At 37.5% G+C, this 25,096-nt stretch carries 14 protein-coding genes; 7 read left to right on the forward strand and 7 right to left on the reverse strand.

Annotated elements, in window-relative coordinates; genetic code table 11:
* Positions 1 to 300 precede the first annotated feature (300 nt).
* From DSM106972_RS14015 to DSM106972_RS14030, 4 genes are all read right to left on the reverse strand, one after another.
* Positions 301 to 597, reverse strand: coding sequence for a hypothetical protein (locus DSM106972_RS14015; protein WP_170213575.1), 297 nt, complete (start codon positions 595 to 597; stop codon positions 301 to 303).
* Positions 598 to 936: 339 nt separating this feature from the next.
* Positions 937 to 1,206 carry a BrnA antitoxin family protein gene (locus DSM106972_RS14020; protein WP_127081288.1) on the reverse strand — a complete coding sequence of 90 codons (270 nt, stop codon included), beginning with the start codon at positions 1,204 to 1,206 and terminating at the stop codon, positions 937 to 939.
* Positions 1,207 to 1,209: 3 nt separating this feature from the next.
* Complete coding sequence (locus DSM106972_RS14025; RefSeq protein WP_127081289.1) at positions 1,210 to 1,482, reverse strand: BrnT family toxin; 273 nt, start codon at positions 1,480 to 1,482, stop codon at positions 1,210 to 1,212.
* A 337-nt stretch (positions 1,483 to 1,819) separates the two neighbouring features.
* Positions 1,820 to 3,490, reverse strand: a complete 1,671-nt coding sequence (locus tag DSM106972_RS14030; protein ID WP_233787889.1) for a peptide ABC transporter substrate-binding protein — start codon at positions 3,488 to 3,490, stop codon at positions 1,820 to 1,822.
* Between the two features lie 439 nt (positions 3,491 to 3,929).
* On the opposite strand from DSM106972_RS14030, the gene DSM106972_RS14035 reads away from it, so the two are divergent.
* Positions 3,930 to 5,495 (forward strand): DHA2 family efflux MFS transporter permease subunit, encoded by a 1,566-nt coding sequence (locus tag DSM106972_RS14035; protein ID WP_127081291.1) that lies wholly within the window; start codon positions 3,930 to 3,932, stop codon positions 5,493 to 5,495.
* Positions 5,496 to 5,879: 384 nt separating this feature from the next.
* Entirely contained in the window at positions 5,880 to 7,988 is a 2,109-nt protein-coding gene (locus DSM106972_RS14040; RefSeq protein WP_127081292.1) for a hypothetical protein, read from the forward strand.
* Positions 7,989 to 8,201: 213 nt separating this feature from the next.
* Here the strand turns inward: DSM106972_RS14040 and DSM106972_RS14045 are convergent, their stop codons facing one another.
* Together DSM106972_RS14045 and DSM106972_RS14050 are read right to left on the reverse strand one after the other, a co-directional pair.
* Complete coding sequence (locus tag DSM106972_RS14045; RefSeq protein ID WP_158632822.1) at positions 8,202 to 8,621, reverse strand: helix-turn-helix domain-containing protein; 420 nt, start codon at positions 8,619 to 8,621, stop codon at positions 8,202 to 8,204.
* 505 nt (positions 8,622 to 9,126) lie between these two features.
* On the reverse strand, positions 9,127 to 14,916 hold the full coding sequence (locus tag DSM106972_RS14050; protein ID WP_127081294.1) for an AAA family ATPase: 5,790 nt from the start codon (positions 14,914 to 14,916) through the stop codon (positions 9,127 to 9,129).
* A 795-nt stretch (positions 14,917 to 15,711) separates the two neighbouring features.
* Here DSM106972_RS14050 and DSM106972_RS14055 point away from each other — a divergent pair.
* Positions 15,712 to 17,103: an AAA-like domain-containing protein gene (locus tag DSM106972_RS14055; RefSeq protein ID WP_127081295.1), complete on the forward strand. Its 1,392-nt coding sequence runs from the start codon at positions 15,712 to 15,714 to the stop codon at positions 17,101 to 17,103.
* A gap of 143 nt (positions 17,104 to 17,246) precedes the next feature.
* Here DSM106972_RS14055 and DSM106972_RS14060 read toward each other — a convergent pair whose 3' ends face one another.
* Positions 17,247 to 17,450 (reverse strand): hypothetical protein, encoded by a 204-nt coding sequence (locus DSM106972_RS14060; RefSeq protein ID WP_127081296.1) that lies wholly within the window; start codon positions 17,448 to 17,450, stop codon positions 17,247 to 17,249.
* 447 nt (positions 17,451 to 17,897) lie between these two features.
* On the opposite strand from DSM106972_RS14060, the gene DSM106972_RS14065 reads away from it, so the two are divergent.
* From DSM106972_RS14065 to DSM106972_RS14080, 4 genes are all read left to right on the forward strand, one after another.
* Positions 17,898 to 19,412, forward strand: coding sequence for an RNA-guided endonuclease InsQ/TnpB family protein (locus DSM106972_RS14065; RefSeq protein ID WP_127081297.1), 1,515 nt, complete (start codon positions 17,898 to 17,900; stop codon positions 19,410 to 19,412).
* A gap of 84 nt (positions 19,413 to 19,496) precedes the next feature.
* Positions 19,497 to 21,947, forward strand: a complete 2,451-nt coding sequence (locus tag DSM106972_RS14070; protein ID WP_127081298.1) for an HAD-IC family P-type ATPase — start codon at positions 19,497 to 19,499, stop codon at positions 21,945 to 21,947.
* Positions 21,948 to 21,963: 16 nt separating this feature from the next.
* A complete protein-coding gene (locus DSM106972_RS14075; RefSeq protein ID WP_127081299.1) occupies positions 21,964 to 22,575 on the forward strand; it encodes a hypothetical protein in 612 nt (203 codons plus the stop codon).
* Between the two features lie 448 nt (positions 22,576 to 23,023).
* Complete coding sequence (locus DSM106972_RS14080; protein WP_127081300.1) at positions 23,024 to 24,886, forward strand: cyclase family protein; 1,863 nt, start codon at positions 23,024 to 23,026, stop codon at positions 24,884 to 24,886.
* The last annotated feature ends 210 nt before the right edge of the window (positions 24,887 to 25,096 follow it).

Genomic DNA, 25,096 nt, shown 5'->3' on the forward strand with positions numbered 1-25,096 from the left:
CTTTTCTTTCTCAAAATTTTTAGAGGCTAAAATCTTATCAACAGTCTCACAAACTGCATCTTTAAATATAGGGGAAAAGGCATTAAGAAACATTTCAAAATCGGTGTAACCAAGATGGTTCATTTCCGACTCTTTGGTTGGTAGACCTTTTACATAGGTGATTGTTGACATGCACGCACCTGGTTTTGTGTCCGAAGTATTGGTAGCTTTTTTATCTATAGGCACCTGTCAGTAGCGATTCCTCGTTACAAGGTGCCTTTTCGCATCTGAACATATTATACGTTATTCACGTATTAAATTTCAATCAATAAATTCCGATAAATCACTTTTTTTTACAAGTTCTCGAATTTGAAGAATTGTATCTTCCTTCTTAAGAGTCGTGAGAACATAGTCAGGACGGTTAGAAAAATCTGACCCCCAACCTTCGACAGTACGAGCCGAAAGCCCTGTAGCTTTTGCCAGGAGCTTTACGCACGTTTTATAATACCCACGCTCGCCCGGAGCAGGCATCTTTAACCATTTATGACAAAATTCAAGAGGTTCCAATTGTTGTCCTTTAAAATCAACGCCTCTATAATGCACTTTTAAAGTAAGCATATAAACCTCCTGCTTGCTGCTATCTTACGTAAGTTGCGTACAAAACACGGATATGGCAAAGCTTTTAATTCATCAGTAATATTTATACCTGATTTACATCGTAACTTGTTTGAACTGAACGGTCTGGATACGAGGATTTTCAAGATTTTCAAATCAAAATACTAGGGAATCTTATAATTTTAGGTGACTGCTAACAACCCACAAGCTGCAAAACGATAGTCCTAGTTGATGTAGGTACGCACGACGAAGTTTACTAACGTAACTTTCCTAGCTGATACTCCACTTATACTTGGTTGCGGTTTTAACATTAAATTTTCCAGGTGCAAGATATGAAAAAACCTACTCCGACACCCGTATATTTATCTGACTCAATTCTTCGCGCACAACTCGCCGTAAAATTTCCTCTAAAGGTTCCCGACGCTGTTGTACATATTCACGCAATGCATTATTTATCAAAGTTTGGTAATTTCCACCACCTGCGAGATGGACTTGTTCGCGGAACCACGTCAAAATATCATCATCTAACCGAATTGTAATCCTCGTTTTACCTTCGGGAGTTGGTTCAATAGCTCCACGCTTTCCTTGACTAAAATCATACTCAGTATCCATGATTTATTCCTCTAATTCATACTGCAAACGTTCTCTTCTAGTTGCTTTCCGAGCAGATATTAACCGAATACAACTGTCACCCCGCCACGTATAAACAACAACTATAATTCTACCCAAAGCATCCATTCCTACCGTCACAAACCGCTGCTCATCGGGATGCTCATTAACTACAGTAGTAGCAAAATCATCCGAAAATACAGAAACTGCGTCGGCAAAGTCTATTCCATGTTTTTGGATATTGGATTGAGCTTTATTACTATCCCATTCGTACTCCATACAATTATAGTATGCACAATTGTACACAGTTTAATTGTTTGTGTCTACGCAGTCAAGTTTTTGTTTCTAGCAGCTTTGCTCCCTCATATCTTGCATATCTACGTATTAATCATTAATTTCCAATAACAATGTTTTAAATATTACACATATTTTAGTCCATTAAAATGGACTTTAGTTATTAGCCTTGCGGCTTTCAGCCCAAGGTGGGTATGAGCGTAGTTATAGATTTAGCAATTAATATCACATGTAAGAAAACAGGTGCAAGATGTAAGTTAATCGAATGCACGACAGTGACCATCGGGAGAAGTTATCCCCCAGGTCATAATCAATTTTCTATTTACTTTTTCTGCCAATCATGAATATTCCAAGTATTAGCATCCCACGGTGTAAATTCTACACCACTAAGATTGTTACTAGTCGCAATTACACGCGCGCGAGTAACTAAAGGAAGTACAACAGCATCTTTAACTAGGATATCGTTCATTTGGATAAATAACTGGCGCCGACGAGCTAGATTCAACTCTGTTGTAGACTGTTGCCAAAGCTTGTCATATTCAGGATTGCAGTAACGTGAGAAATTGTTTTTAGACCAATTATTTTCTTTTTGAGCAATTTCTGAACAAGTCCAACTCTTCATCGAAATACTAGGGTCTGGGTTATTATTATTATCAGAAAACAGTTGCATATCCGCTTGGAAACGGCTAGTTGTGTCTGGGTTATTAGGGTCTCCAGAGAAAAATATACTTGGGTCAATGCTTTTTAAATCAACTTTCACCCCAATCGATGTTAATCCTTGTTTTGCTATTTCTTGAATTTTCTGTCGCACTGGGTTGGCTGAAGTCTGAAATAAAACATTCATTTCTACACCATTTTTATCCCGAATCCCATTCCCGTTGGTATCAAACCATCCTGCTTCATCTAATAACGCAGCAGCTTTTTTGACGTTAAATTCGTATGTGGTATTCGGCGAATTATATATTTCTGGCGCCGTTAATACGTTTGCTACAGGGCGAGCAATATCACCAAATAACTGTTTAGCGATTGTTTCCCGGTCAATAGCATAGCTAAAAGCTTGACGAACTATCTTATCGCTAAAAAACGGATGAGGAAACTGCACACTAGAACCTTTTTTTGGGTCTGTCTGATTAAACATAATCCGTTCGACAAAAGACCCAAAGACGTTGTTTAATTTACCTTTACCAGTTGATTCCAGTTGTTTGAGAACCTTTGCCTCCACTTGCAAATTCCAAGCGTAATCTGCTGATGTCGTTTGCAATACCGCTCTTGCAGCAGTTGCAGCATCACCACCACCTTTGATTTCTAACCGTTGAAATTTTACTTTATCGGCTGACCGAAACAAAGGATTTGGTTCATAGATGACGATATCACCTGGTCTAAATTGTACCACCTGGTAAGCACCAGTACCCACAGTCAGACGATTTGCTGGCGCCTCCCTTGCGTTAGCACCGTTGTATTTCTCAAAAATGTGAAAAGGCAGAATAAGACCTTCAGCACCAATAAAAGGCAATGACCAAGCAGGGTTAGGAGCGCGAAAATTTATTTTAACTGTGTAGTCATTAATTGCTTCCACACTTTGAACATCTTTGTAAATTCCTGATGTGGTAGCAGCAACAGCCGGATTAGAAATATATTTATAAGTAAAAACCACATCTGCGGCAGTAAAAGGTTTACCATCAGACCATTTAATACCCCGCTTTAATTTCCAAGTAACTGACTTACCATCTTTTGCTAGTCCTGCATTTTCAATAGTGGGAATTTCCGCTCCCAAAAATAGCACTAATTTACCATCTTGATTAAAACTAGCAAGCGGTTCATAACTAATTCGACTAGCCTCAAAGTCTTTCGCTCCCCAAGCTAGATGGGGATTAAGGATAGTTGGCGCCTGCCAATATAGTAGTCTAATTGTGTTGCCCTTTTCAGCATTCGGCTCAGAACAGCTTGTTAATAATACACTTGTTAATATCAGACTCCAAATCCTACTAGTCATGAATTTATTTAAAATAATCATAATTTACCCCTTTTAGTAGTAATTTAATATTTACAATTCTTATTAGGCACTTATTCGCCACTTGTTCGGGCAAAGGTAGGAAGATGTTCGTAAAAGTTCGCTTACCGAAAGTTATGACTTTATAAATAATTCTGTGAATAATAAACAGTAGGGTTGCCAATGGAGACCTTAATAACGAGTATATTTTTTGACTTTGTATTCAAATTTTTATAAGTAAAAAAGTCAGAGTTTATAATTATTAATTTTTTGGCAGCAACTTAACTTTAGTCTAGTTTTTTGACTGAAATATCAAACTAAGATTTAACATATTTATAACTACTGGTTTGTGTCATTAATGTAGTTGTACCATATCTGTCCCAGATGTGCGTAGGTTAGGCGAGACGCCGTGAGCCGACAAGATTAAATACAAATATGAAACATGCGCGCGCCATCAAAACCACCACCAAAGAATGTTACGCTAAAAGATTGGATAGGAGTATATTCTACACTGCTCGGCGCCTTCATGGCAGTATTAGATAATCAAATTACTAATGCTTCCTTAAAGGATATTACAGGCGCCCTTGGTGTAAGTCTAGAGGAAGGCGCCTGGATTTCCACAGCATATCTAGTTGCAGAAATTGTAGTCATACCGCTTACAGGTTGGCTATCACAAGTATTTTCCGTGCGGTTATATTTACTTGTGAATGCAGCATTATTTATTTGTTTTTCTGTTTTTTGTGCTTTTGCAACTAACTTACCACAGATGATTTTGTTCCGTGCTGGACAGGGTTTTACTGGAGGTGTCTTAATACCAATGGCGTTTCTTGTCATTTTAATGACATTACCACAAGCATTGCAACCTGTAGGTATGGCACTATTTGGACTATCCACAATTATTGCTCCTTCTCTTAGTTCGATTGTTGGTGGTTGGTTAACAGAAACTTATGCTTGGCAGTATATTTTCTACCTGAATGTGTTACCGGGATTACTGCTAATTGCTGGTGTATGGTACGCATTACCCCAACGACCTACAAAGTTACATCTACTCAAAAAAGGTGACTGGTTTGGTATTGTCACAATGGCAATAGGGTTAGCATCGCTTACGTTTTTCCTTGAAGAAGGCAACCGTAAAGATTGGTTTGTGAGCGAGGAAATTCAAAAAGCAGCTTTAACAACAGCAATTTCTATACCTGTATTTATAATTATTCAGCTTGTTAACAAAAATCCTTTACTCAATCTGCGCTTACTACTAAGGCGTAACTTCTTAATTACTATCATCACTACAATGGGTTTAGGGCTAGGTTTATATGGTCCTACTTTTATTTTGTCGTTATATTTAGCACAAATTCAAGGTTACAACGCCATGCAAATTGGCGAAACAATTATGTGGTCAGGTTTGCCACAGTTATTTATCACACTGCTTGTGCCCAAATTGATGAGACACATTGATTTACGGTTACTACTAGCGGTAGGATTTACGCTGTTTGGTGTCAGTTGCTTTATGAACACGACAATGACTCATGATACAGGACTCGAACAGCTAATACCTGCTCAAATTATCCGCGCGTTGGGACAGCCTTTAATAATTACATTTCAAGTTGCCACATTTGGAATTGAGCCAAACCAAATCGGTTCAGCTTCAGCTATATATAGCATGGCGCGCAACTTAGGCGGTTCATTAGGAATTGCAACACTCTTGAATCTACAATCGTTACGAGAAAGATTCCACTCAAACTATTTAGTTGAGAAAATTTCACTATCAAATCCCATCACGCGCGACAGAATTGACCAATTAACTCAAATATTTTTACAGCACACAAGTGACCCAGTGCAGGCTCAAAATCAAGCGTATGAAGTCCTAGACCGTACCATCCGACGAGAAGCAAACGTAATGGCATTCAATGATTGCTTTTTGTTCATGGGATGTGCGTTATTTACAAGCGCCTTTCTAGTACTTTTTTTAAAAAAAGTCAAACCAGCAGTCAACAGCCCAACAAACGTTTGATTAATTAAGTAGTACATTAGTAACTTGACTTTTTTGATGCAGGCGCCTAAAACTTGACTAGCTGACATGTTATTTTATACATTCATCCGCTTTGACAATTCTGTTTTTAGCAGTATAAATAAGAACAATAAAAAAGTATTATTTGTAATTATTTCAGTAACAATAATACTTGTATCCTTTAAAGTCATTCAAAAAAAGTATATAATGTAACTATAGTTTCTACATCTAAAAAATTTAACACTTTTAATGAGGATTGTATTAATTTTTGTTAAACAATAACTAATTTTTTAGAGTAAAATTTATAAGTAAAGATTTAATTTTTTTCAATATATTTACAGGATAGTGTGTTATATTCACGAGCAAGATTTGTGTGAATCCCACGCTATGAAACAACAAAAAAACACCTTTATTAATACTAAGGTATTAATAAAGGTTGTATCTGCTTTGAAAGCTAAGGTTTTTTTATTAATCTGCGTTTTTATCACTAGTACTCTTGGTGTTCTGTTATCAAATTGGTTGATGACAAGCAATATAGCTAGTGCTAATTTCGACAGAACTGATTTTTTGCAACCTGCTCCTATTCAACCACTCTTATCTTACGACTATTTTGGCAAACTGCTGAGTCCTCAAGAAGCAGCACAAATTGTTACCAGTAAGGGACTTGATGCTAATGACCCCACTTCTTATCAACGAGTAGGCGCCGTTAAAATAACCAAGGAATTAATCGCTCAAGGTGAAAACATATTCTTAAACCGTAAAATTGGCGATACATTTGGTTTGCAAGGGGTATTTGGTTTGGGACAAGGTAGCAATAGAATATCGGATGAACTGGGTGTAGCAATTGCTAATTTACAAGGTCAGTCAACAACAAACCTAAAAATTACCCTTCAGAAAGATTTAACTCTGGGGAGTCGAACTTTTCCCAAAGGGACTGTTATTCCTACAGGTTTAAAAGTTCAACAAGGAAAGGTTGTTGCATTAGGAACTACTTCGACTGGTGATATTACTTGTGCGCTCTGTCATGCGACCCTTTCTAATGATGGTAAAATCCTTGCGGGAGTACCTAATGGTGAAATTGCTTTTCCGTTTTTTCTTGCCCTGGCGCCAAATACAGCTGCTGGGTTTGCACGGGCAAACTTCAACCCTCTCGACCCACAATATAAAGGCAATGGTAAGACGATTATTGACAGCAAAGGTAATAAAGTTGAACTGCCCGACCCTGAAAAGTTTGAAAAAGCCTTTGATGATGCAGTTTTAGATTTACCGTCCGGCCATTTCGAGAGTTCACCAGATGGGATTAGAAACACAACTCAAATCCCCAGCGTTTTCACGTTTAAGAATCATCCTTACGCATTCTCAGGAAATTTTGCTGTTGGTCCCTTTGCTGGATTGAGTTCTATCAACAATGGTGTTCATTCTTCAGAAATCAATATCTTGGCAGCTGCTCAACTTAGTGAAAAAACTCTTGGTATTGACCCAGAAGTTTATATTGGTACATTTCTTCAGAATGCTGCCGTTCCGAGTCTCCGTTTACCAGAAGGAACCATAGTAAAACCTTCGGAATGGTTACGAGGAGTGATTGCAAAAAATCCACAGCAAGCAGAACTAGAAGACCAAATACCTGCTCCAGGTACAGGAACCTATCCAAACCTGCAACCTAGTTTGTTTACTTACAATGGTTTGGTTTTTAGTCCAAATACTGGTAAGACTGAAGACATTGCGAGTGGCACTTTCTTGTTTGCTGCCAACGCGATGTCGGCTTTCCAAAATAGTTTAGTACCACCTGCTAACCAGACACAAGAAAATTGGAAAGCTTTGAATAGCAATTCTGTGAAGCGTGGGGCAAAAGTTTTTGAAAGAGCGAATTGTGCAACTTGTCATATTCCACCCTTCTTCACTGACAACATAATTCATCCACTTGATGAAATAGGTGCAAATCCAGCTCGCGCTCAGTCTGGTTTGGCATTAGATAAATTGTTAGTGGCGCCTAAGTTATACACTTTTAATACCCCAGTTCCTATACCTGAATCCGCAGAAGTACTGGATGTACCAACACAAGGAATTTCCGATAACCCCACAACTCTTCCCAAAGGCATATTACCAAAAGGTGGCTACAAAACTGTTTCCTTACGTGGACTGTATTTAAGCGCACCGTATTTACATGATGGTGGTGTAGCTGTACGGGCAGGAAGTTTGAAGGTTGACCCCAATGGTCGCTTCACAATTGTTGATAAAAGTGGATTAGGCTTAACTGCTACTCTAAGCCAAGGTATACCTGCCGATGCAGCGAGTAGCTTGCGTGCCTTAGTTGACCGTGAACTGCGTGCCAAAGTTGTGGAAGCCAACAAAGCTAACCCAAGTTTAGTACGTAGTAATCTTGATGGTACAGGTCATAACTTCTATGTAGATAAGTTAGCTGGATTTAATTCAAACCAGCAAACAGACCTGATTAATTTCTTACTCGCATTGGATGACGCTCCTGGAAGCTTTTAATTGAAATTGGGGGGTATATATATTTGCTCATTCTATATGGGTAAACATATCCCCTCTGCCCCTATGTTTAAATTATGTAGAGACCGAATTAATACGGTCTCTACACGTCTGTTTTTATAAAATGATAGGCGCCACCCTCGAATTGCCTTTAAAGGCGCCTGTTATCCCAGTCATAAGTTTTCCTATCTCCTGAATGTAGAAATTAACGATAAATCATAAAGATTTTCTGTAGGCAGAAGGTGTTATCCCGATATGTTTACGGAAGAAGGTCGTAAATTGTCCCTGATATTCAAATCCTAGACGCATAGCGATTCGGGAGAGCGATAATTGCGGCATTGCTAATAACTGCTTGGCAATTTCCAGGCGCCGTTGCATGACGTACTGCCAAGGTGTGAGTCCCATAGATTGTTTGAACGAGCGTGAAAAATGACTTATGCTTATGCCAGCTATTGATGCGATTGCATCAATAGACAAATCCTCTGCCAAATGGTCGTTAATATATTCCAGTGTCCGTCGCAACTGAGAATTAGACAGACCATCTTGGTATTTGCGAATAGTTAATTTTTGTGTAGAGTATTTTTGCAATTCGTCATACTGTTGTGATTGTTCGAGTACTAAATTTGCATTATTCATTTTTACTAACCTTTTTAGTAGTAGCCCCAATGAATGTGATACTTGATGGTGCAGAATGTGAGCTTTGATCATAGTCAATTCCCTTTGGTATCAGTACTGCAAGGAATAGCCCTAAAACAGCAAAATTTGTAGGTTGGGTTGCTCCCGCAGGGAGATGGCTCCCCAACCTAGAAAAGCTCAAAACCTATGCAGTATCGCCTTTAATATTAGTTTTTTTCTTGGTCTCTGAAACTCATAAAACTCATCCCATAACATATATAAAAACTCATGAAAAATAATATTATTAAGTATAATTGAGTAGCAATTTATGCTATTAACTATGCAATTATATACGTACTTGTGCCTTGCGATGTACACTGATTTGCCAACAAGGAACGAGAGGTTTTGTTGATAATAAAGTATAAAAATTAACTTTTTTCTTGATTTTATACGATATATAAGACCTATGCGGATGAAGACAGCATTTTTGGCGCCTCGAAGTATGTGTTGCGTTTCAGAACGTAGATCAAACAAAAATCAATTTATAAATACGGTTTTGAACTGTCAAAGTTCCCTGTTGCTTGATTACTAGCCCTGACATAAGCAATTCTCTTTCCTCTGAACTATCAACAGCAACAATCCTCTCTTGATGCAAAATTTGTCGATAGAGTTCTAGTAGTCGAACGGATTGTTTGCTTTTAAAGAGGCGATTGCGGATAGTTCTCAAATGCTCTGGTTCATCCTGTGATTCCCAATTCTCTATTACCGATTTTTGCACCAAATTTTCAATCCATTCGGCTTCTCTGTTATTAGGTATTTTAGATGAAGAATTGCGGATAAGTTTGCAAAGCTTTTGGGTCAAGAAAGGCTGACCATTAGTCCAGGCTAACACTTCTTTTAACACTGTTTGAGGATTGCTCACTTTCTCTGCTAATCCTTGAAGTAAAGGTTGCGCTTCATGCTCTTTAAAACCTTCCAATTGAATGGTATGACCGATGTTAAAGGGCGTTTTTTGATGGTCAGTAATTAAGTCACTAGGGGTAGCAACTCCAAAAATAGCAAAGGTTAAACGTCGATACTTAGGATTTATAGTACGCTGATTATAGCAGGAGCGAATCAGAGCAAAAAAGTCATTAACTGGGAAGTTCAAACCCAAAATGTTATCTATTTCATCGATAAAGATTATTAGGTTTTTAGAGATAGTCTCATCATTTTGAGCATTTTCAACTAGCAAAACTTCTTCAATAAATTGACTCAACCTCTGAACCGGAGAAATATCTCCCTTTTCTTGCCACCAAGTTTTTAGATTAACCTTTCTTAACAAACCAAAACTTCGCCATAGCTCTGCTATCAAGCCTTTGTACCATTGGTCAGGCGTGACGTTTTCGCTGCCAATACGGGTCAGATCGATTGCCCCGCAGCTAAATCCCTCATGCTGGAGATGGTGTATCATACGTACCATTAGGCTTGATTTGCCCATCTGCCGAGGATTGAGAATGTAACAAAACTCCCCGCGCTTCAATGCCTTGTACAGATAACGGTCTGCTGAACGCACAACATAAGTGGGAGCATCAGAAGGCAAACTTCCTCCCACTTGATAGTCAAAGCTAGAGGGTTGTTCGGCACTTTTAAGTAACTCGTTTTCAAACAGCAGTTCGGCTTGAGTGGCTTTGAGAATTTCTAGGGTTTGTGAGAGTTCTTGAGTGCGCTCTTCTACTCTAAGCTCTAGATTTTTGTTATAATCTTCTAAATGTGCATACAAACGGGCATTTTCAATAGAGATAGCCGCTTGAGCAGAAAGGATTCTTAAAACTTCAATGCGCTCGCTGGTAAAGGCGCCTGTGGTTAAATTGTTTTCCAGATATAAAATACCACTTGTTTTGCCTTGATGTAACAAAGGAGTACACAGAATCGATTTTGGTTGAGTAGCAACGATGTAGGAATCGCGAATGAACTGTTCTTCTTCCTTAGCGTTATTAAGAACTACATCTTCTTGAGTACGAACAACATAGTTAATGAGCGCAACTGGTAGGACAGGTATTTGGCGATTGCTATCTATAGAGTCAATGGGAAGCGAGCGCATTAGAGTTACGTCATCAGAATCTACCGTCCCTTCAGCTTCGATCACCCATTTATGATCTTTTTCCAGTATCAAAAAGCCTTTTTGGGCGCCGCCATTTTCAATTACTGTTTTCATTAACTTAGCCAGCAGTTGGTCTAGTTTAATTTCGCTAGCTAATACTTGATATGCTTTAGTAACTGTGACAATATCGAGGGCTTGGGAATTTGCACTAGCAGTGGACTCAGTTGTATTAATTCTTTGGTTTTCTTTTCGCTCGTTTATATCCATTAGAAACTGTGGGTATTCCGATTCTAGGGCTTGAACTTTGGCTTTTGCACCCCAGCAACTATAACAATGATAAGCATTCCTTAGATATAGTCGTCCTATTTCTTCTCTACCGAGAGAGAGATAAAATTCTGCCGCGCGTTCGTAAGCTATGGCTTCTTCATGAATAAATTCAGCTTTTTTAGCGCCTCTAATTGCTTTTTCATAAAGTTCTTCTGCTTGCCAATTTTGTCCTAAAATTCGTGCAAGTTCTGCTTCTATTAAATCGTATTTATTTTTAAAATTGGCGGGACAATGACTAGCCCATATTTTCATATCATACTGATTTTTGTTTACTTGTTCTAATATTTTTTTTTGTTTTTTTCTATTAGCATTATTATAATGAGCGATACAAGTGAGAGAAAAGTAGAAATTATGTTGTGGCGCCGTTATATGTGAGCTAAGATTTTCAACACACTTTTCTGATTCAATACCATTTTTAAGAGCTAGATTATATTCTTTAAAAAAATAGTAAAATAACATATTAGTAAAAAAGTACATAAAGCTTAACCATTTATCATCTTTATTCAAATTTTTTAAATGTAAATTATGTTTTTCATGAAAATTATCAATCGATAAGTACTTTTTGTTTTCTTTAAGCAATTCAGTAATAATGTTATGGCATGTTGAAGTATAATCAACAACATCTTTTCGCTTTAGTTTTTTTGCAAAATTGATACATTTAATAAAATGAACGTCAACCTCATCTTTTAAATTATCTCCTTTAAAAAAGTTTATTAAACAATAAGTTGAATATGAATAAAGAGCATATTCATTATTTCCTGTATCGATTTCATTTTGAAACCCGTTTAATAGCTTATTCTCGGCAAATTTATCTCTTAGAGTTATTTTCCAATGCCAGATAAATCCATAATACATTTGCATAACTAAAGCTTCTAACTCACGGTTCTTGATTTTCTCTAGCAACTGGATTGAAAGTTCTCCAAACTTATACCCTAAATTAATATCTCTTGTTATATTAATAGCGTCTATTCCTTTACAGAGAAGCGAACCATAAAAAATATAAGGACAAACTGCTTGAGAAGGATTGCCATATCTAATACAGAGGTTGAGTTGGATTAACACCACCTCAACATGAAGGAAAAAATTTTTTGCTACAGTAACTGCCATAATATGCTGTAATATTTTTATGGCTTCAAGTTTATGAGAATCTGTTATTTTAGGAAAATTTATTAAATCCTCAGTTGTTTTTCCCTTCAAAAAAGATTTTAAACATTCTAGCTCTTGATTAATTATCTTTTCTATTTCACCAGATTTTTGAGATATTTCAATTCCTAGTGCGGCTAAAGCTTTAAATGCGGTATCTATTGCCTTCTGTGACTGAGAGTTATTAGTAAAAGATAATAATATTTGTATTTCATATACTTTGACTTTATCAATAATACTTTTAGTTTGTTTTAGAATAATAGCTGATAGATATTCAACTTGCTCAATTTTTGTATTTAAGTATAAAACTTCTAAAGTTTCTAAATGAACTTGTAATGTAAATTCATACTGATGCTTCCAACTATTTAATGGTAATAATTTTAAAGCTGTTTCTACATATTTTAAAGCTGGCTTATACGCTGTAGATGCTTTTGCTTTTTTACCCGCTTCAAAATTTAATCTAGCTAGTTGATGTTTTTCTGAAGGTTCGGTAATCAATTCCAAACCTTCGTTAAGATGATTGACAATATCAAAGATATTGTGTTCTAATTGACTTTCTTGCATATATTCCAGTAAAAGACGCCCTACTTGTAAATGAACTGCTTTTTTCTCGTCTTCTAGAATTAAAGTATAAGCAGCCTGCTGAATTCGGTCGTGTAAAAATTTGTAGGGGATATATTTAGGAATTTTAGCAATGAAAGCATTAGATATTTCTGAAGTATCCTCTAATATTTCTTCCTGATTCCAAAGCAAAGGTATTTTATATTCATGACTTAGAGGTAAAATTAAACCTGACTCTAGTGCTGGCTGAAGTTCTCTAGCTGTAGTTATTTGAGATTTATTGTTGACAATAGAGAGAACTTCTAAATTAAATTGATTGCCAATACAGGCAGCTAATTGTAAAATTTTCTGAGTTTGTTCATTTAGTTTAGTAATTTTGCGGATAGTTAAATCAACAACATTATCAGTTATTTCTATTTTTTGAATTTCCTTAATATCCCATTGCCATTCATTTTTCTGATAATCGAATGATAAAAAGTTTTCTTGGTGCAGAGATTGAAGCAATTGAGTTAAGAAAAAAGCGTTTCCTTGAGTTTTATTCTTTATTAACTCTGCTAAAGGTTTTGACTTTTCTGTAGAACAATTTAAAGTATCAGTAACTAATTGGTTAATGTATCCAATTTCTAATGGTTGTAGTAAGATGTTATTTATCTTAGCACCTTCTTTTTGAATTTGCTCTAAGGTTTGCATCAAAGGATGAGTAGCATCAACTTCATTATCTCGGTAGGCGCTGATTATCAATAGATATTGGCTATCAGCATTGGTTATTAATAGCTCAATTAGCTTCAAAGATGCTAAATCTGCCCACTGTAGATCGTCGAGGAAAATAACTAAGGGATGTCCTTTTTGAGCGAAAACAGTAATAAATTTTTGAAAAAATAAATTAAATCGATTTTGAGTCTCAATTGCCCCTAATTGCTCAACTGGTGGCTGTTTACCAATAATCTTTTCCACTTCAGGAATTATATCGATAATAACCTGAGCATTAGGATTCAAGGCTGCTAAAAGTTTTAGTTTCCAAGTTTGTATTGCTGCTTCAGATTCGGTAAGTAACTGTCGTATTAACTCTTGAAAAGCTAGAGTAACCGCCCTGTAGGGAATATCTCGCTGCAATTGGTCGAATTTTCCCTTAATAAAATAGCCTCGCTGGCGTAATATTGGTTTGTGAACTTCATTAACTAAGGCAGATTTACCAATTCCTGAATAACCAGAAACTAGCATTATTTCACTGCTACCTTGACTAACTCGCTCAAAAGTAGTTAATAGTTGAGTGACTTCTTTTTCCCTACCATAAAGTTTTTCGGGAATAATAAAGCGATTACAAATATCCTGAGTTGCTAAACAAAACTCATCAATTTGTCCTAAACTCTCTAAGCGATTACGACAGATTTCTAAATCGGCTTTAATTCCCCAAGCACTTTGGTATCGTTCTTCTGGGGTTTTTGCCAACAATTTCATCACAATGTTGGAGACGGCTTTAGGTATTGGTTGAGACGTTAAATTTAACGTTTCTACAAGTTTATGTGGGGGAATAGGTTGTTGAGCAATATGACAATGAACTAATTCTATAGAATCAGTAATGGCAAAAGGTAATTTATTGGTGAGCAATTCGTAGAAAGTAATACCCAACGAATAAAAATCGCTGCGGTAATCTATGCCTCGATTCATTCTTCCGGTTTGCTCCGGAGCAATATAAGCTAAAGTTCCTTCTAATAGCTCGATATTTTCAACTGTCTGATTTTCTCGCGATAAACGAGTGGAAATGCCGAAGTCAATGATTTTGAGTTGTTTGCTTTCTGGGTTATAGACGATATTAGAGGGGTTAATATCTTTGTGGATAATATTGGCAGCGTGAATAGTAGCCAAACTTTCAGTTGTTTTGATGGCAATAGAGAGAAATTCTTTGAGGGTAAATTGACGTTCTGACATTAACAATTTTAAAGATTCACCGCCAAAGTCTTCTAAAAACATAACTAGACTATTTTTATATCGCTGCAAATTGTATGCTTTAATCACTACATCAGTATTTAAGGAGCGGGTGATTTTATACTCCTGCTTGTATCGAGTTAGTTCTGAAGGAGTAGGGTAGTTTTCTTTGAGAATCTTTAAAACAACGGGTTGATTATCAGGCTTGAGAATGGCTCGATAGACTAATGAATTAGCACTTTCATAGATTTTATGAATAATCTGATAATCTTGCATACTCTCTTCCCGCAATAAAATTACCTATAATGCATGATAAATTACTACAACCTAATTACAAATAAATACTAAACAATAATTTATAAAATATTTAACTCGACTAGAAGTGTGCGATTGATACGTATCTAAATATTGTTTTTTTTACATTTCCTACCTAATGAAAAAACTCCTATAAAGCAGATTAAGATAGTAGCAGCCAAAAGCACTAGTTAGTATAATTTATAATTAATTTTAACTATTCGTATAGTATTATTACGTAAAAAACTATCTCAAACATCCAACTGTTGGATGGCGCCTATTTTTAATTCACTTTCTTTGCGCTTCCGTCAATATACATTACTAAATCGGCGCCATAGCATAAATAAAATAGTACATTAACACCAATATCGAAAAGATTTGTACCTCTATCAGGGGAAAGCTTAGGGATGATACGAGTTGGATGACTTATCACCTATGGCGTTCAATCATTAACGAATCATACTCTTGAAGTCCTTTAACTACTTAACATTTTTCTACCACCCTCATGATAAGATAATACGAAATCCTTGTAGCATAAGGCTTTTTCAAAAATATTGATTTCAACTATTTGCAAGCGAAAATAAACTCTCAACCTTTAGGCACATATAAAGTTATGAAATTGGACTGAATTCCTCTTTTAGCAGATTGATGGAAGCTGTCACAACCGCGCTCTTTGCTAGTGGTCGTAGAGCTATAAAAAACTTCTTCCTTTACTTTCTTCAGCATAGTAGGCGTCCGCTTTCCATCTTATCTTAGTGACATTTGCCTATAATCTCTATGAACCTTGATCTTCTATTTTTGATTGTTGACCGCCTGCTAATTGAGAGCCACAATCGTCCCCTTAATTCCACAGAAAAACTGATTTTGCTCGGCATTTGGCAGTATAAAACTTACAAACAAATGGCGGTAGAGGCAGGTTATAGTCCTGGCTACTTTACCAATGTCGTTGCCCCAGAGTTGTTTGGGCGACTCTCCAAAGGCATTGGTCAGCGCGTGAACAAGAAAAACTGTCGGGCGCTGCTGGAGTCTTATGCTACCACCCAAACAGCCTCACAGAAAAGACCTTTGAGACAAAATTTGGCAGAACCTCTCCCGGATGTTAACCAAAATACATTACCTTGCTATCCTAGTGGCTCAGTTCCTCTCGATTCTCCCTTTTACCTCGAACGTTCTCTCCTTGAGGAGGAAATTTATCAAGAAATCGGGAAACCAGGAGCGCTAATCAGGATTAAAGCTCCTAGAGAAATGGGCAAAACTTCACTGCTACTAAGGGTTCTTGACTATGCGAACCGCCAGGGCTACCATACTATCAGCTTAAATTGTGAACAAGTCGAGCAGGCAATTTTGAGCGATTTGAATCAACTTTTACGCTGGTTGTGTGCTAATATTACTCGCCAGCTTCAGCTTCAACCAATGTTAGACGAGTATTGGGATGAAGATATGGGAAATAAAATTAGCTGCACTCTCTACTTGCAAGAATATCTACTAGAGTCAATTAATACTCCTCTGGTCTTAGCGTTGGATGAGGTAAACTATATTTTCGAGCATTCCCAAGTAGCGAAAGATTTTTTACCTCTGTTGCGTTCTTGGTACGAAGAAGCAAAAAGGCTGCCAATTTGGCAAAAGCTTCGCCTATTAGTGGTTCACTCGACAGAAATTTACGTTCCCCTCGAACTTAACCAGTCTCCTTTCAATGTGGGACTGCCAATTCAGTTAGATTGCTTCACACAACAAGAAGTGCAGCAGTTAGCCCAACGTTATAAACTCGACTGGGTAGATGGAGAAGAAGCTAGACAATTAATGGCAATGGTTGAGGGACATCCGGCGCTAGTACACCTAGCACTATATCATTTAAGTCGAAAGCAGATAACTGTGTCGCAACTGCTAGAAAATGCTCCCACTGAAGGAGGAATTTATTCTCATCATTTGCAGTGTCACTGGGCAACCTTGCAAGAACAGCCTGAGTTAGCACAAGCTTTTGATACTGTTTTGAATACCAATGAAACTGTTTCCTTCGACCCCATCCTAACTCACAAGTTAAGCAGTATGGGACTGATTAAACTTTCTGGAGGTCAAGTGAGCGTAGGTTGTGAATTGTACCGACAATTTTTTACGAGAAGGAGCAGCAATAAGCGCGTAGCTAACATCAGGGGTAGAATTCCAGAGTGAGTCATTGGTATAAAAATTACCCTAATTACACACTTTAATCTTGTAAAATAGCGTGTTTTTTGCGATAAATACGTAATTAAACAAAAATACTAGTAACAATTTTTATATTTTTTGATTCAAGATATATTTTATTACTTCGGCGCCTAATTTTTAGTTTTAATGACAACACGGCGCCCATTATTATCTCTGGCACAGTAAGTAACGCCAAAACCACCCTCGCCTATTCTTTCTTCGATTGTGTATTTTTCGTTCTGTAATTTTTGCCCTGATGCCCAAACCATTAATTCAAATCCTAATATACTGGTATCGATTATGGCATACTTCATCAAGTAGATAATGAGCAACATGTCCATTCCAGTCCTGCTAAACTCGCTATTACTCTCTGTGTCCTCTGTGTCTCTGTGGTAAATATAATTAGTCGTCGGTGTTTTTTATAACTATGTGACTGCACAGGCCGAAAAGCCTGTGCGACAAGAGGGGGATGTTATTTAGAATTTAATCAGAGATAATTAAAAGACGGGGATGAAAGCTTTTAGGATGGCTTTAGCCATCAATCACACTCTTTATTTATAATTATTTATGATTGGAATATTGACACGATGCTCATAATCTGTATTGATTATTTATGTTTTTTAATATTTAATATTTGTAACTATTACAACACACTTCATTTTCGTATCTCTGAAATAGAACACGCATAAGCGCCAGCGCGATTTTTTGAAATTTAGTATTGATATATTGACAATATTTTTATATACTATTAATAGTTACTAAACCAAGGAGGTAAGTCTAAATTGCTAACAAACTATGTGTATAAGCTTCAGCCTAATGTTACTCAAAGTCATGAAATGGTTCGTTGGATTGATATGCTACGTAGCCATTACAATTGGTGTTTGAATGATAGAATATCTCAATATAATCAAAAATTTATACAAGGTGATTATTGCGATATTAGAACAAAAGCTGAAGCATGTCCTATTAGTTGTTTTGTTAGCAAGAATGGTGCCAGTGGTGAGCCGTGGAAACAAGATAATCAAAATACCATAGTACCAATGGGAGAGTATTGTTTACTTCCTTATGATTTGAATAATTTACCTTATAGTGGTAAAACTCCACGTCGTAGCGTTGGAGATATCCAAATCACGGCATTGCCAGTATTGAAAGTTGCTCGACCTTGGTATGCAGAAATTGATTCGACAGTATTACAGCAAAATGTAAAACGATTGGATACTGCTTATGAAAATTTCTTTAATGGTAACGGTTTTCCAAAATTTAAGAATCGTAGTAATTTTACATCATTCACCTATCAGGTGGGATTTAAAGTAAGTGGGAATAAAATCTATTTACCCAAATTGGGATGGATGCGTTTTTATGACTCTAGACCAATACCACCAGGCTTTGTAATTAAAGCTGCAACAGTTCGTAAGCGTCAAGACGGTTGGTACATTTCTGTTAGAATTGAAGACAAAACTGTGCCTGATTATGTACCACTACCCCTGTCAGAAGTAAATAAAGTAATTGGTTGTGATTTAGGCATTGTAAAACTGATTCATCTATCGGATGGACATCAAATCGATAATCCTAAATTTGCAACGAATAAAAAGACCCGGAGAATACTAAAAGTTAGGCAGCGTCGAGTTAGCCAGAAAAAGAAAAATAGTAATAATCAGAAGCGTGCAAGTCGTGCAGTAGGTAGATTACACAAAAAGATTGCTGATAAACGTCAAGCCTATCAATGGGAAATAGCTGACGCTATTGTATCACGTAAAGTTGATGCAATTGGTGTGGAACATTTAAACATTGCTGGAATTCTGCGACGTTGTAAAGTAAAAATCGATGATAATACAGGGAGGTTTTTACCCAATGGACAATCAAGAAAAAAATATTTAAATCGTGCTATCTCAGATGCTAGCTGGAATGAATTAATTTTAAAAATCGATTATCTCGCTGCGAAGCAAGGAAAGATTGTAGTTAAAATTAATCCGAAAAATTCTAGCATTGAGTGTAGAAATTGTGGTTATATTGATAAGGCAAGTAGAGATAATGAAAAATTCATTTGCTCTCAATGTGGTCATCACGAACATGCCGACATCGGTGCTGCAAAAACAATTCGAGATAGAGTAATTGAATTGATAGAATACCAAAAGGTACACGGGGACTGCGTGGAACCAGCGGATAAAACTGCTAAACGCCCGAAAAAACGTAAGGAGAAATCAGCACGCTCTACCTTGAGCAAACGTGTTGAGCCTGGGAACCCAAAATCTAAGGGTGAAAATCCTGAAACTGGGATACAAGAGGATATAGCCTAAAACCTCTTGTGAATCTCCCTTGCTTCAGCAGGGAAAGAGTCAAATTAGAACAGCTAGCACTTTGATTAACCACTGCCTTATTTAATGGATAACTACTTACAACCGCAAGGTCTAACGGAGGAAGAAGCGATAAAGCGGCGTGCAGAAGGTCTTGGCAACAATGTGTTTCTGCAAACGAGCCGTTCGTACCGCCAAATTATAAACGAGAATATATTCAATTTTATTAATATCGTTTTCTTTGCGATTAGCGCTGTAATGATTCTACTACGCCGTTATAGCGATGCTTTTCTGGTTGTAGTTATTATCTCTAGCGGTGTTATTATCGCTGTTTGCCAAGAAATATGGGCGAAGCGCAAGCTTGACGAAATTGCTTTGCTTAACCGTCCTCATACTACTGTTATTCGCGAAGGTAATAAACGCGACATTGACCCTACAGAAATTGTTCAGGGTGATATTATAGTCCTTGCTGCTGGCGACCAAATTTTAGTTGATGGGGTTGTTGTTGGTGATGGTCGCATTGATGTTGATGAGTCTTTATTAACGGGTGAATCTGATTTAATATCCAAAGTCGCCCAAGATAGTGTTTACTCTGGTACTTTTTGTGTGAACGGCGCCGCAAGTTTTGAAGCTGTAAAAGTTGGCGCCGAAACGGTAGCATATAAACTAATGAGTGGAGCGCGGGCATTTCGTCACGTTTATACACCGCTACAGCAAGAAATTAACTTAATTATTCGCATATTACTACTACTTGCCTGTTATTTATGGATTTTAGTTGGCATTAGCTTTACCAGTCGCTCTTATACTTTAGCTGATATCGTTCAACATGCTGCGGTTGTTGCTGGCTTAGTTCCTAGTGGCTTACTAATCGCGATTACTTTAGCTTATGGTACAGCAGCAGTGAGAATGTTGGGACAAGATGTATTAATTCAACAAGCCAATGCAGTAGAATCACTTAGCCACGTAAATATACTTTGTTTAGATAAAACAGGAACATTAACAAGCAATCAAATAGAGCTACAGCGAGTTTTACCGATTGGGATTAGTGAAACCGAATTGCGACAAAGATTAGGTGACTATGTAACTAATACAACGGCGCCTAATCGTACTAGTGAGGCAATTGAGTCATCTTGTAGTGGTAATAAGCGATCTTGTAAGGCAGAAATACCATTTTCTAGCGCGCGTAAGTGGAGTGCAATTACTTTCGATGATGAACCACATGGTACTTTTATTTTGGGGGCGCCGGAAATATTAGCTCCATCAATATCATTACCCGAATCAATAAATAATTATATCCAAGAAAACTTTGAACGAGGTTTGCGAGTACTTTTGTTCGCTTATACAGAAAATTTGGATGTAATTAGTGAAGAACCAGAAAAAATAGCTTTACCAAGTACACTCACGCCTCTAGGTGTTATCGTCTTTAGTGATAAACTCCGTCCGCAAGCAAGTGAGACACTACATTCATTCAACAAAGCAGGTATCGACCTCAAAATTATTTCGGGAGATAACCCAGACACAGTAGCAGCACTCGTTAAACAAGCAGGGTTACGTGACGATATTAGCGTTGTATCGGGTTTAGAGTTAGCAATAATGGATGACTCTCAATTTGCAGCAGCGGCAAAAACTTCTACTGTTTTTGGTCGTATTACCCCCGAACAAAAAGCCAAACTAGTACAAACACTACGTTTACAGGGTAATTATGTGGCAATGATTGGTGATGGAGTTAATGACGTATTATCTCTCAAACAAGCATCTTTGGCTATATCAATGGAGAGTGGGTCAAAAGCAACTCGCAGTGTTGCCGATATTATTTTACTTAAAGACTCTTTTGCAGCACTACCATTTGCCTTTTTAGAAGGTCAAAGAATTCGTAACGGTATTCGTGACTCACTAGCACTATTTATAGTTAGGGTATTTTGTGTCGCACTGCTTATTTTCTCAACAGGTATGGTAGCCAATAGCTTCCCACTACTAAACAAACATAGCGCACTACTAGCAATGTTTGGAGTAGGACTACCAACAGCAGTATTTCCAATTTGGGCAAAACCAGGAGAAACAACAAAGCATAGCAGTATGGTTCGCTCGTTGATGCATTTTACAATTCCTGCCACATTGACGATGACATTAGTTGCACTGTTGGTTTTCTTACTCTATCTCGTTAGAGCCGTTTTAGATTTACCACCAGGTCAAAACATTAACGACGTTGACTACACACTTCCCCGTACAGCTTTGGTAAGTATTCTCGTTTTGTGCCATTTATTTTTACTTCCCTTCCTCAAACCTCCAGCGAGAATTTGGGTTGCCGCAGAACCTTTGAGTAATGACTGGCGTTACACTATTGCTGCATCAATATTATTTGTAGTATATATGGTAGTTCTAACGCTGCCACCATTACGGCGCTTTTTTGAACTAGCTGTATTAAGCTGGCAAGATTGTCTATTTTTGGTCTTAGTAGCATTTGAGTGGTGTTTTATACTAAGAGCAGTATGGCGTTCTAAATTCTTTAACCGTTTTCTAGGAGTCGATTTAAGTTAGGTGTTCAGGGTTATATATGAAAGAAGAATCAACAAATGTTACACCTGATTATCCAGTACGAGTATGGGAATTACTTTTAATTCTGCTGGGAGCATTAGGATTGGTAGGTACCGCTTTAGTTGGAGTTGCAACAAAAACGCTAACTAATGTACTAACTCCAGCAAGAGCAGAAGCAATTGCTAAAAGCTTATTCGATTATCAGATACCTGGTGGCGCCAAAGGAGTCGCTGGTTTAAATTTCGGCGCCAAAAATATTGCTATCATCACAAGTAAAACAAGTCCACCAGATGTAACACTCTTCGTTAGTAAAGTCCCTGTAGTACAGTCACCAGATGAAGACACAGTTAACTTAGACGATACACTTCAGGAAATTTTTCAGGGTGACTTTATTCCAACTGACTCTAAAATTGAGAACAAAGTGCTGTGTGGAAAAACCATTCCTGTCTCAGTTCAAAACGGAAAACAAATATTTGACGAACAAACTACACCCGTTCCCGCAATTCGCTATCTAGTAAAAATTACTGACAATGGTGTAGAAAGAAATGTCAGTATAATTACTAACGGCGAAAACGCGCTTCCAAAAATCGAAAAAGTGTTTGACTCTCTACGATGTCGCTTTGAACCATAAAATTTTAAGTTAGGAGTTAGGAGTTAAAACTCATAACTATAAATGGGGGGTGTCTACCCTCTCCCCATACTCTTCGTTTAAAACGTAATATTTTCGATCTAGATAAAAAAATTAATACTGAAAAGCCTACGCCTACAGCAATTAATTTTCTGGGTAGAAGCGCAAAATCAAGCCAAATCAGTAGCTTTATGGATACATTACTCAGTTCTGGTCAGTAACTCTGTATCCCTACTTAGCCTGCTTTACCAAATCTTAATCTAAATTTACTTAGATTTTAACTCTAAAGCTGTTAACTTATTACTAATTCACTTTTTGCTGCAACATTTGAACCCCTGTGCGCTCCCGGTATTTACGGGGGTGTGCTGGGGATTATTTTTTGGGGAAGAGGCAAAGAGGCAAGGGTTTGTTTTATATTTTTGTTTTCCCCAAAATACGGCGCCTTGTACTTATGAACAACGACTTGAATCAAATTGATACCATTAAATCGTTTTTACTTACAGAAGTACAAAATAATGCAAATGCTATTGATAGCGACAGTAATGAACTTTTTCTAGCTCTACGAGGGTTGGGAAATTTGGATTTACTAGCACTGCGTTTACCTCGTGCTTGGGGTGGAAAGGAAGTAGAAGAAGTTGAGTATGGTATATTTCAAGAACTTGTTGCTCGTTATAGTGGCGCCTTAGCTTTTTTACAAACTCAACACCAAAGTGCTGTCGGTATGTTGGTAAACAGCAGTAATAGTGAGTTGCAGTCGAAGTATTTACCGCGTGTGAGTAAGGGTGAGGTTTTATTAGGTGTTGGTTTTTCACAGTTACGACGTGAAGGGACACCACTTATTTCTGCTTTTAAAGTTGATGGTGGATATATTTTGAATGGGGTGGTTCCTTGGGTGACGGGTTGGGGTGTTTTTCACGAGTTCATTGTGGCTGCTAGTTTACCTGATGGGAGTGCTTTGTTTGGGATGGCGCCTTTTGAGGAAGATGGGTTTGTTAGTGTTAGTACGGTCGCTGATTTGGCGGCTATGCCATCTACTAATACTGTAGAGGTTGTTTTTAGTAATTGGTTTTTGGCTTCGCAATGTGTGGTATTTACTAAACCTCCTGGTTGGATTCATGAGCAGGATAAAAGTAATGTTTTAAAATCTACTTTCTTGGCTACGGGATGCGCGCTTGCTGGTTTAGATATTATTGAGATGACAGCACGCAAGAAAAATTTACCGTTTATTACTAATGCTTATGTTTCGTTGCAGAATGAGTTGAATGATTGTCGTGCAACTATTCGTGATGCATTAGTAAATAAAGATGTTGATTTTGCACGAAAGTTAGATTTACGTGCTTGGGCTATTGAATTAACTACACGCATTGCTCATGCTGCTGTTACAGTTTCAAGTGGCGCCGCTAATTATAAGCACCATAATGCACAACGTGTTTACAGAGAAGCATTAATATGTACTGTCACAGGACTTACACGCGATGTCATGGCAGCAACCCTAGAAAAATTAACAAAACCCATAGCACAGTTAACACCCGTAGCACAGGCATCTTGCCTGTGCAGTGACAAAACCAAGCTGTGCAGTGATGATACCAGGGACGGGCAGGATGCCCATCCCACAAGAGCTATTCAAAACAATATAATTCATCTAAGCCACATCATCAATAACAACATTCCCCAATGGCAAGGTGACCCACCTGTAAAATTTACACCTGTCGCACAAATTGAAACCCACGGTTACTTTTTACGCGAACTAACAATTGGTGAACACAGCGCTACTCACATGAATGCACCAATTAGTTTCTATAAAGACGGCGCCAGCATCGACCAATACCCAGCAGAATCATTATTAGCATCAGCAGTTGTAATTGATATCAGTACACAAGCGACTATTAACCCTGACTACACGCTAAATATCTCTGATATCTTAGATTGGGAACAACAACACGGTAAAATACCCCATGAATGCGTTGTGTTATTAAATACAGGATGGTCTAAAAAATGGCATGATGCTAGCGCTTTTATGTGTGAAGACGCAAATGGTAACATGCATTTTCCTGGGTTTGGCGCCGAAGCAACAAAGTTATTACTTAGAGAGCGTCACATAACAGGGGTAGGAATTGATACACATGGTGTTGATGGTGGTCTTGATACGAAGTTTACTATTAACCGGATGGTTCTAGAAAAACCCCGCATTATATTAGAGAATTTGACAAACCTTGATAAATTACCTGTGCGCGGATTTAAAATTGTCGTGGCGCCTTTATTATTGCAAAAAGGTTCAGGTTCTCCAGTTGGAGTTATAGCAATATTGCCATAGAGATGCTTTCTTACCGGGAGCATCCCTATTTGGAATAATTATGTCATGCTGAGGAACGAAGCATCTTAATTATGTCGCACAATACTACAATGAGTTGCCTGTATACTACATAAAAAGTATTATGACTGTAAAAAATAAGCTATTAGAACTGGGTATTGGTAGAACGTGACTTGATAAATTACCTTTGCGTGGATTTAAAATTGTCGTGGC

Origin of the sequence: Dulcicalothrix desertica PCC 7102 (assembly GCF_003991905.1) — a bacterium.
GTDB lineage: Bacteria > Cyanobacteriota > Cyanobacteriia > Cyanobacteriales > Nostocaceae > Dulcicalothrix > Dulcicalothrix desertica.

Coding starts and splice junctions, on each gene's coding strand:
- DSM106972_RS14015 (WP_170213575.1), bottom strand. CDS start 597: ATGCTTACTTTAAAAGTGCATTATAGAGGCGTTGATTTTAAAGGACAA.
- DSM106972_RS14020 (WP_127081288.1), bottom strand. CDS start 1,206: ATGGATACTGAGTATGATTTTAGTCAAGGAAAGCGTGGAGCTATTGAA.
- DSM106972_RS14025 (WP_127081289.1), bottom strand. CDS start 1,482: ATGGAGTACGAATGGGATAGTAATAAAGCTCAATCCAATATCCAAAAA.
- DSM106972_RS14030 (WP_233787889.1), bottom strand. CDS start 3,490: ATGACTAGTAGGATTTGGAGTCTGATATTAACAAGTGTATTATTAACA.
- DSM106972_RS14035 (WP_127081291.1), top strand. CDS start 3,930: ATGCGCGCGCCATCAAAACCACCACCAAAGAATGTTACGCTAAAAGAT.
- DSM106972_RS14040 (WP_127081292.1), top strand. CDS start 5,880: ATGAAACAACAAAAAAACACCTTTATTAATACTAAGGTATTAATAAAG.
- DSM106972_RS14045 (WP_158632822.1), bottom strand. CDS start 8,621: ATGAATAATGCAAATTTAGTACTCGAACAATCACAACAGTATGACGAA.
- DSM106972_RS14050 (WP_127081294.1), bottom strand. CDS start 14,916: ATGCAAGATTATCAGATTATTCATAAAATCTATGAAAGTGCTAATTCA.
- DSM106972_RS14055 (WP_127081295.1), top strand. CDS start 15,712: ATGAACCTTGATCTTCTATTTTTGATTGTTGACCGCCTGCTAATTGAG.
- DSM106972_RS14060 (WP_127081296.1), bottom strand. CDS start 17,450: ATGTTGCTCATTATCTACTTGATGAAGTATGCCATAATCGATACCAGT.
- DSM106972_RS14070 (WP_127081298.1), top strand. CDS start 19,497: ATGGATAACTACTTACAACCGCAAGGTCTAACGGAGGAAGAAGCGATA.
- DSM106972_RS14075 (WP_127081299.1), top strand. CDS start 21,964: ATGAAAGAAGAATCAACAAATGTTACACCTGATTATCCAGTACGAGTA.
- DSM106972_RS14080 (WP_127081300.1), top strand. CDS start 23,024: ATGAACAACGACTTGAATCAAATTGATACCATTAAATCGTTTTTACTT.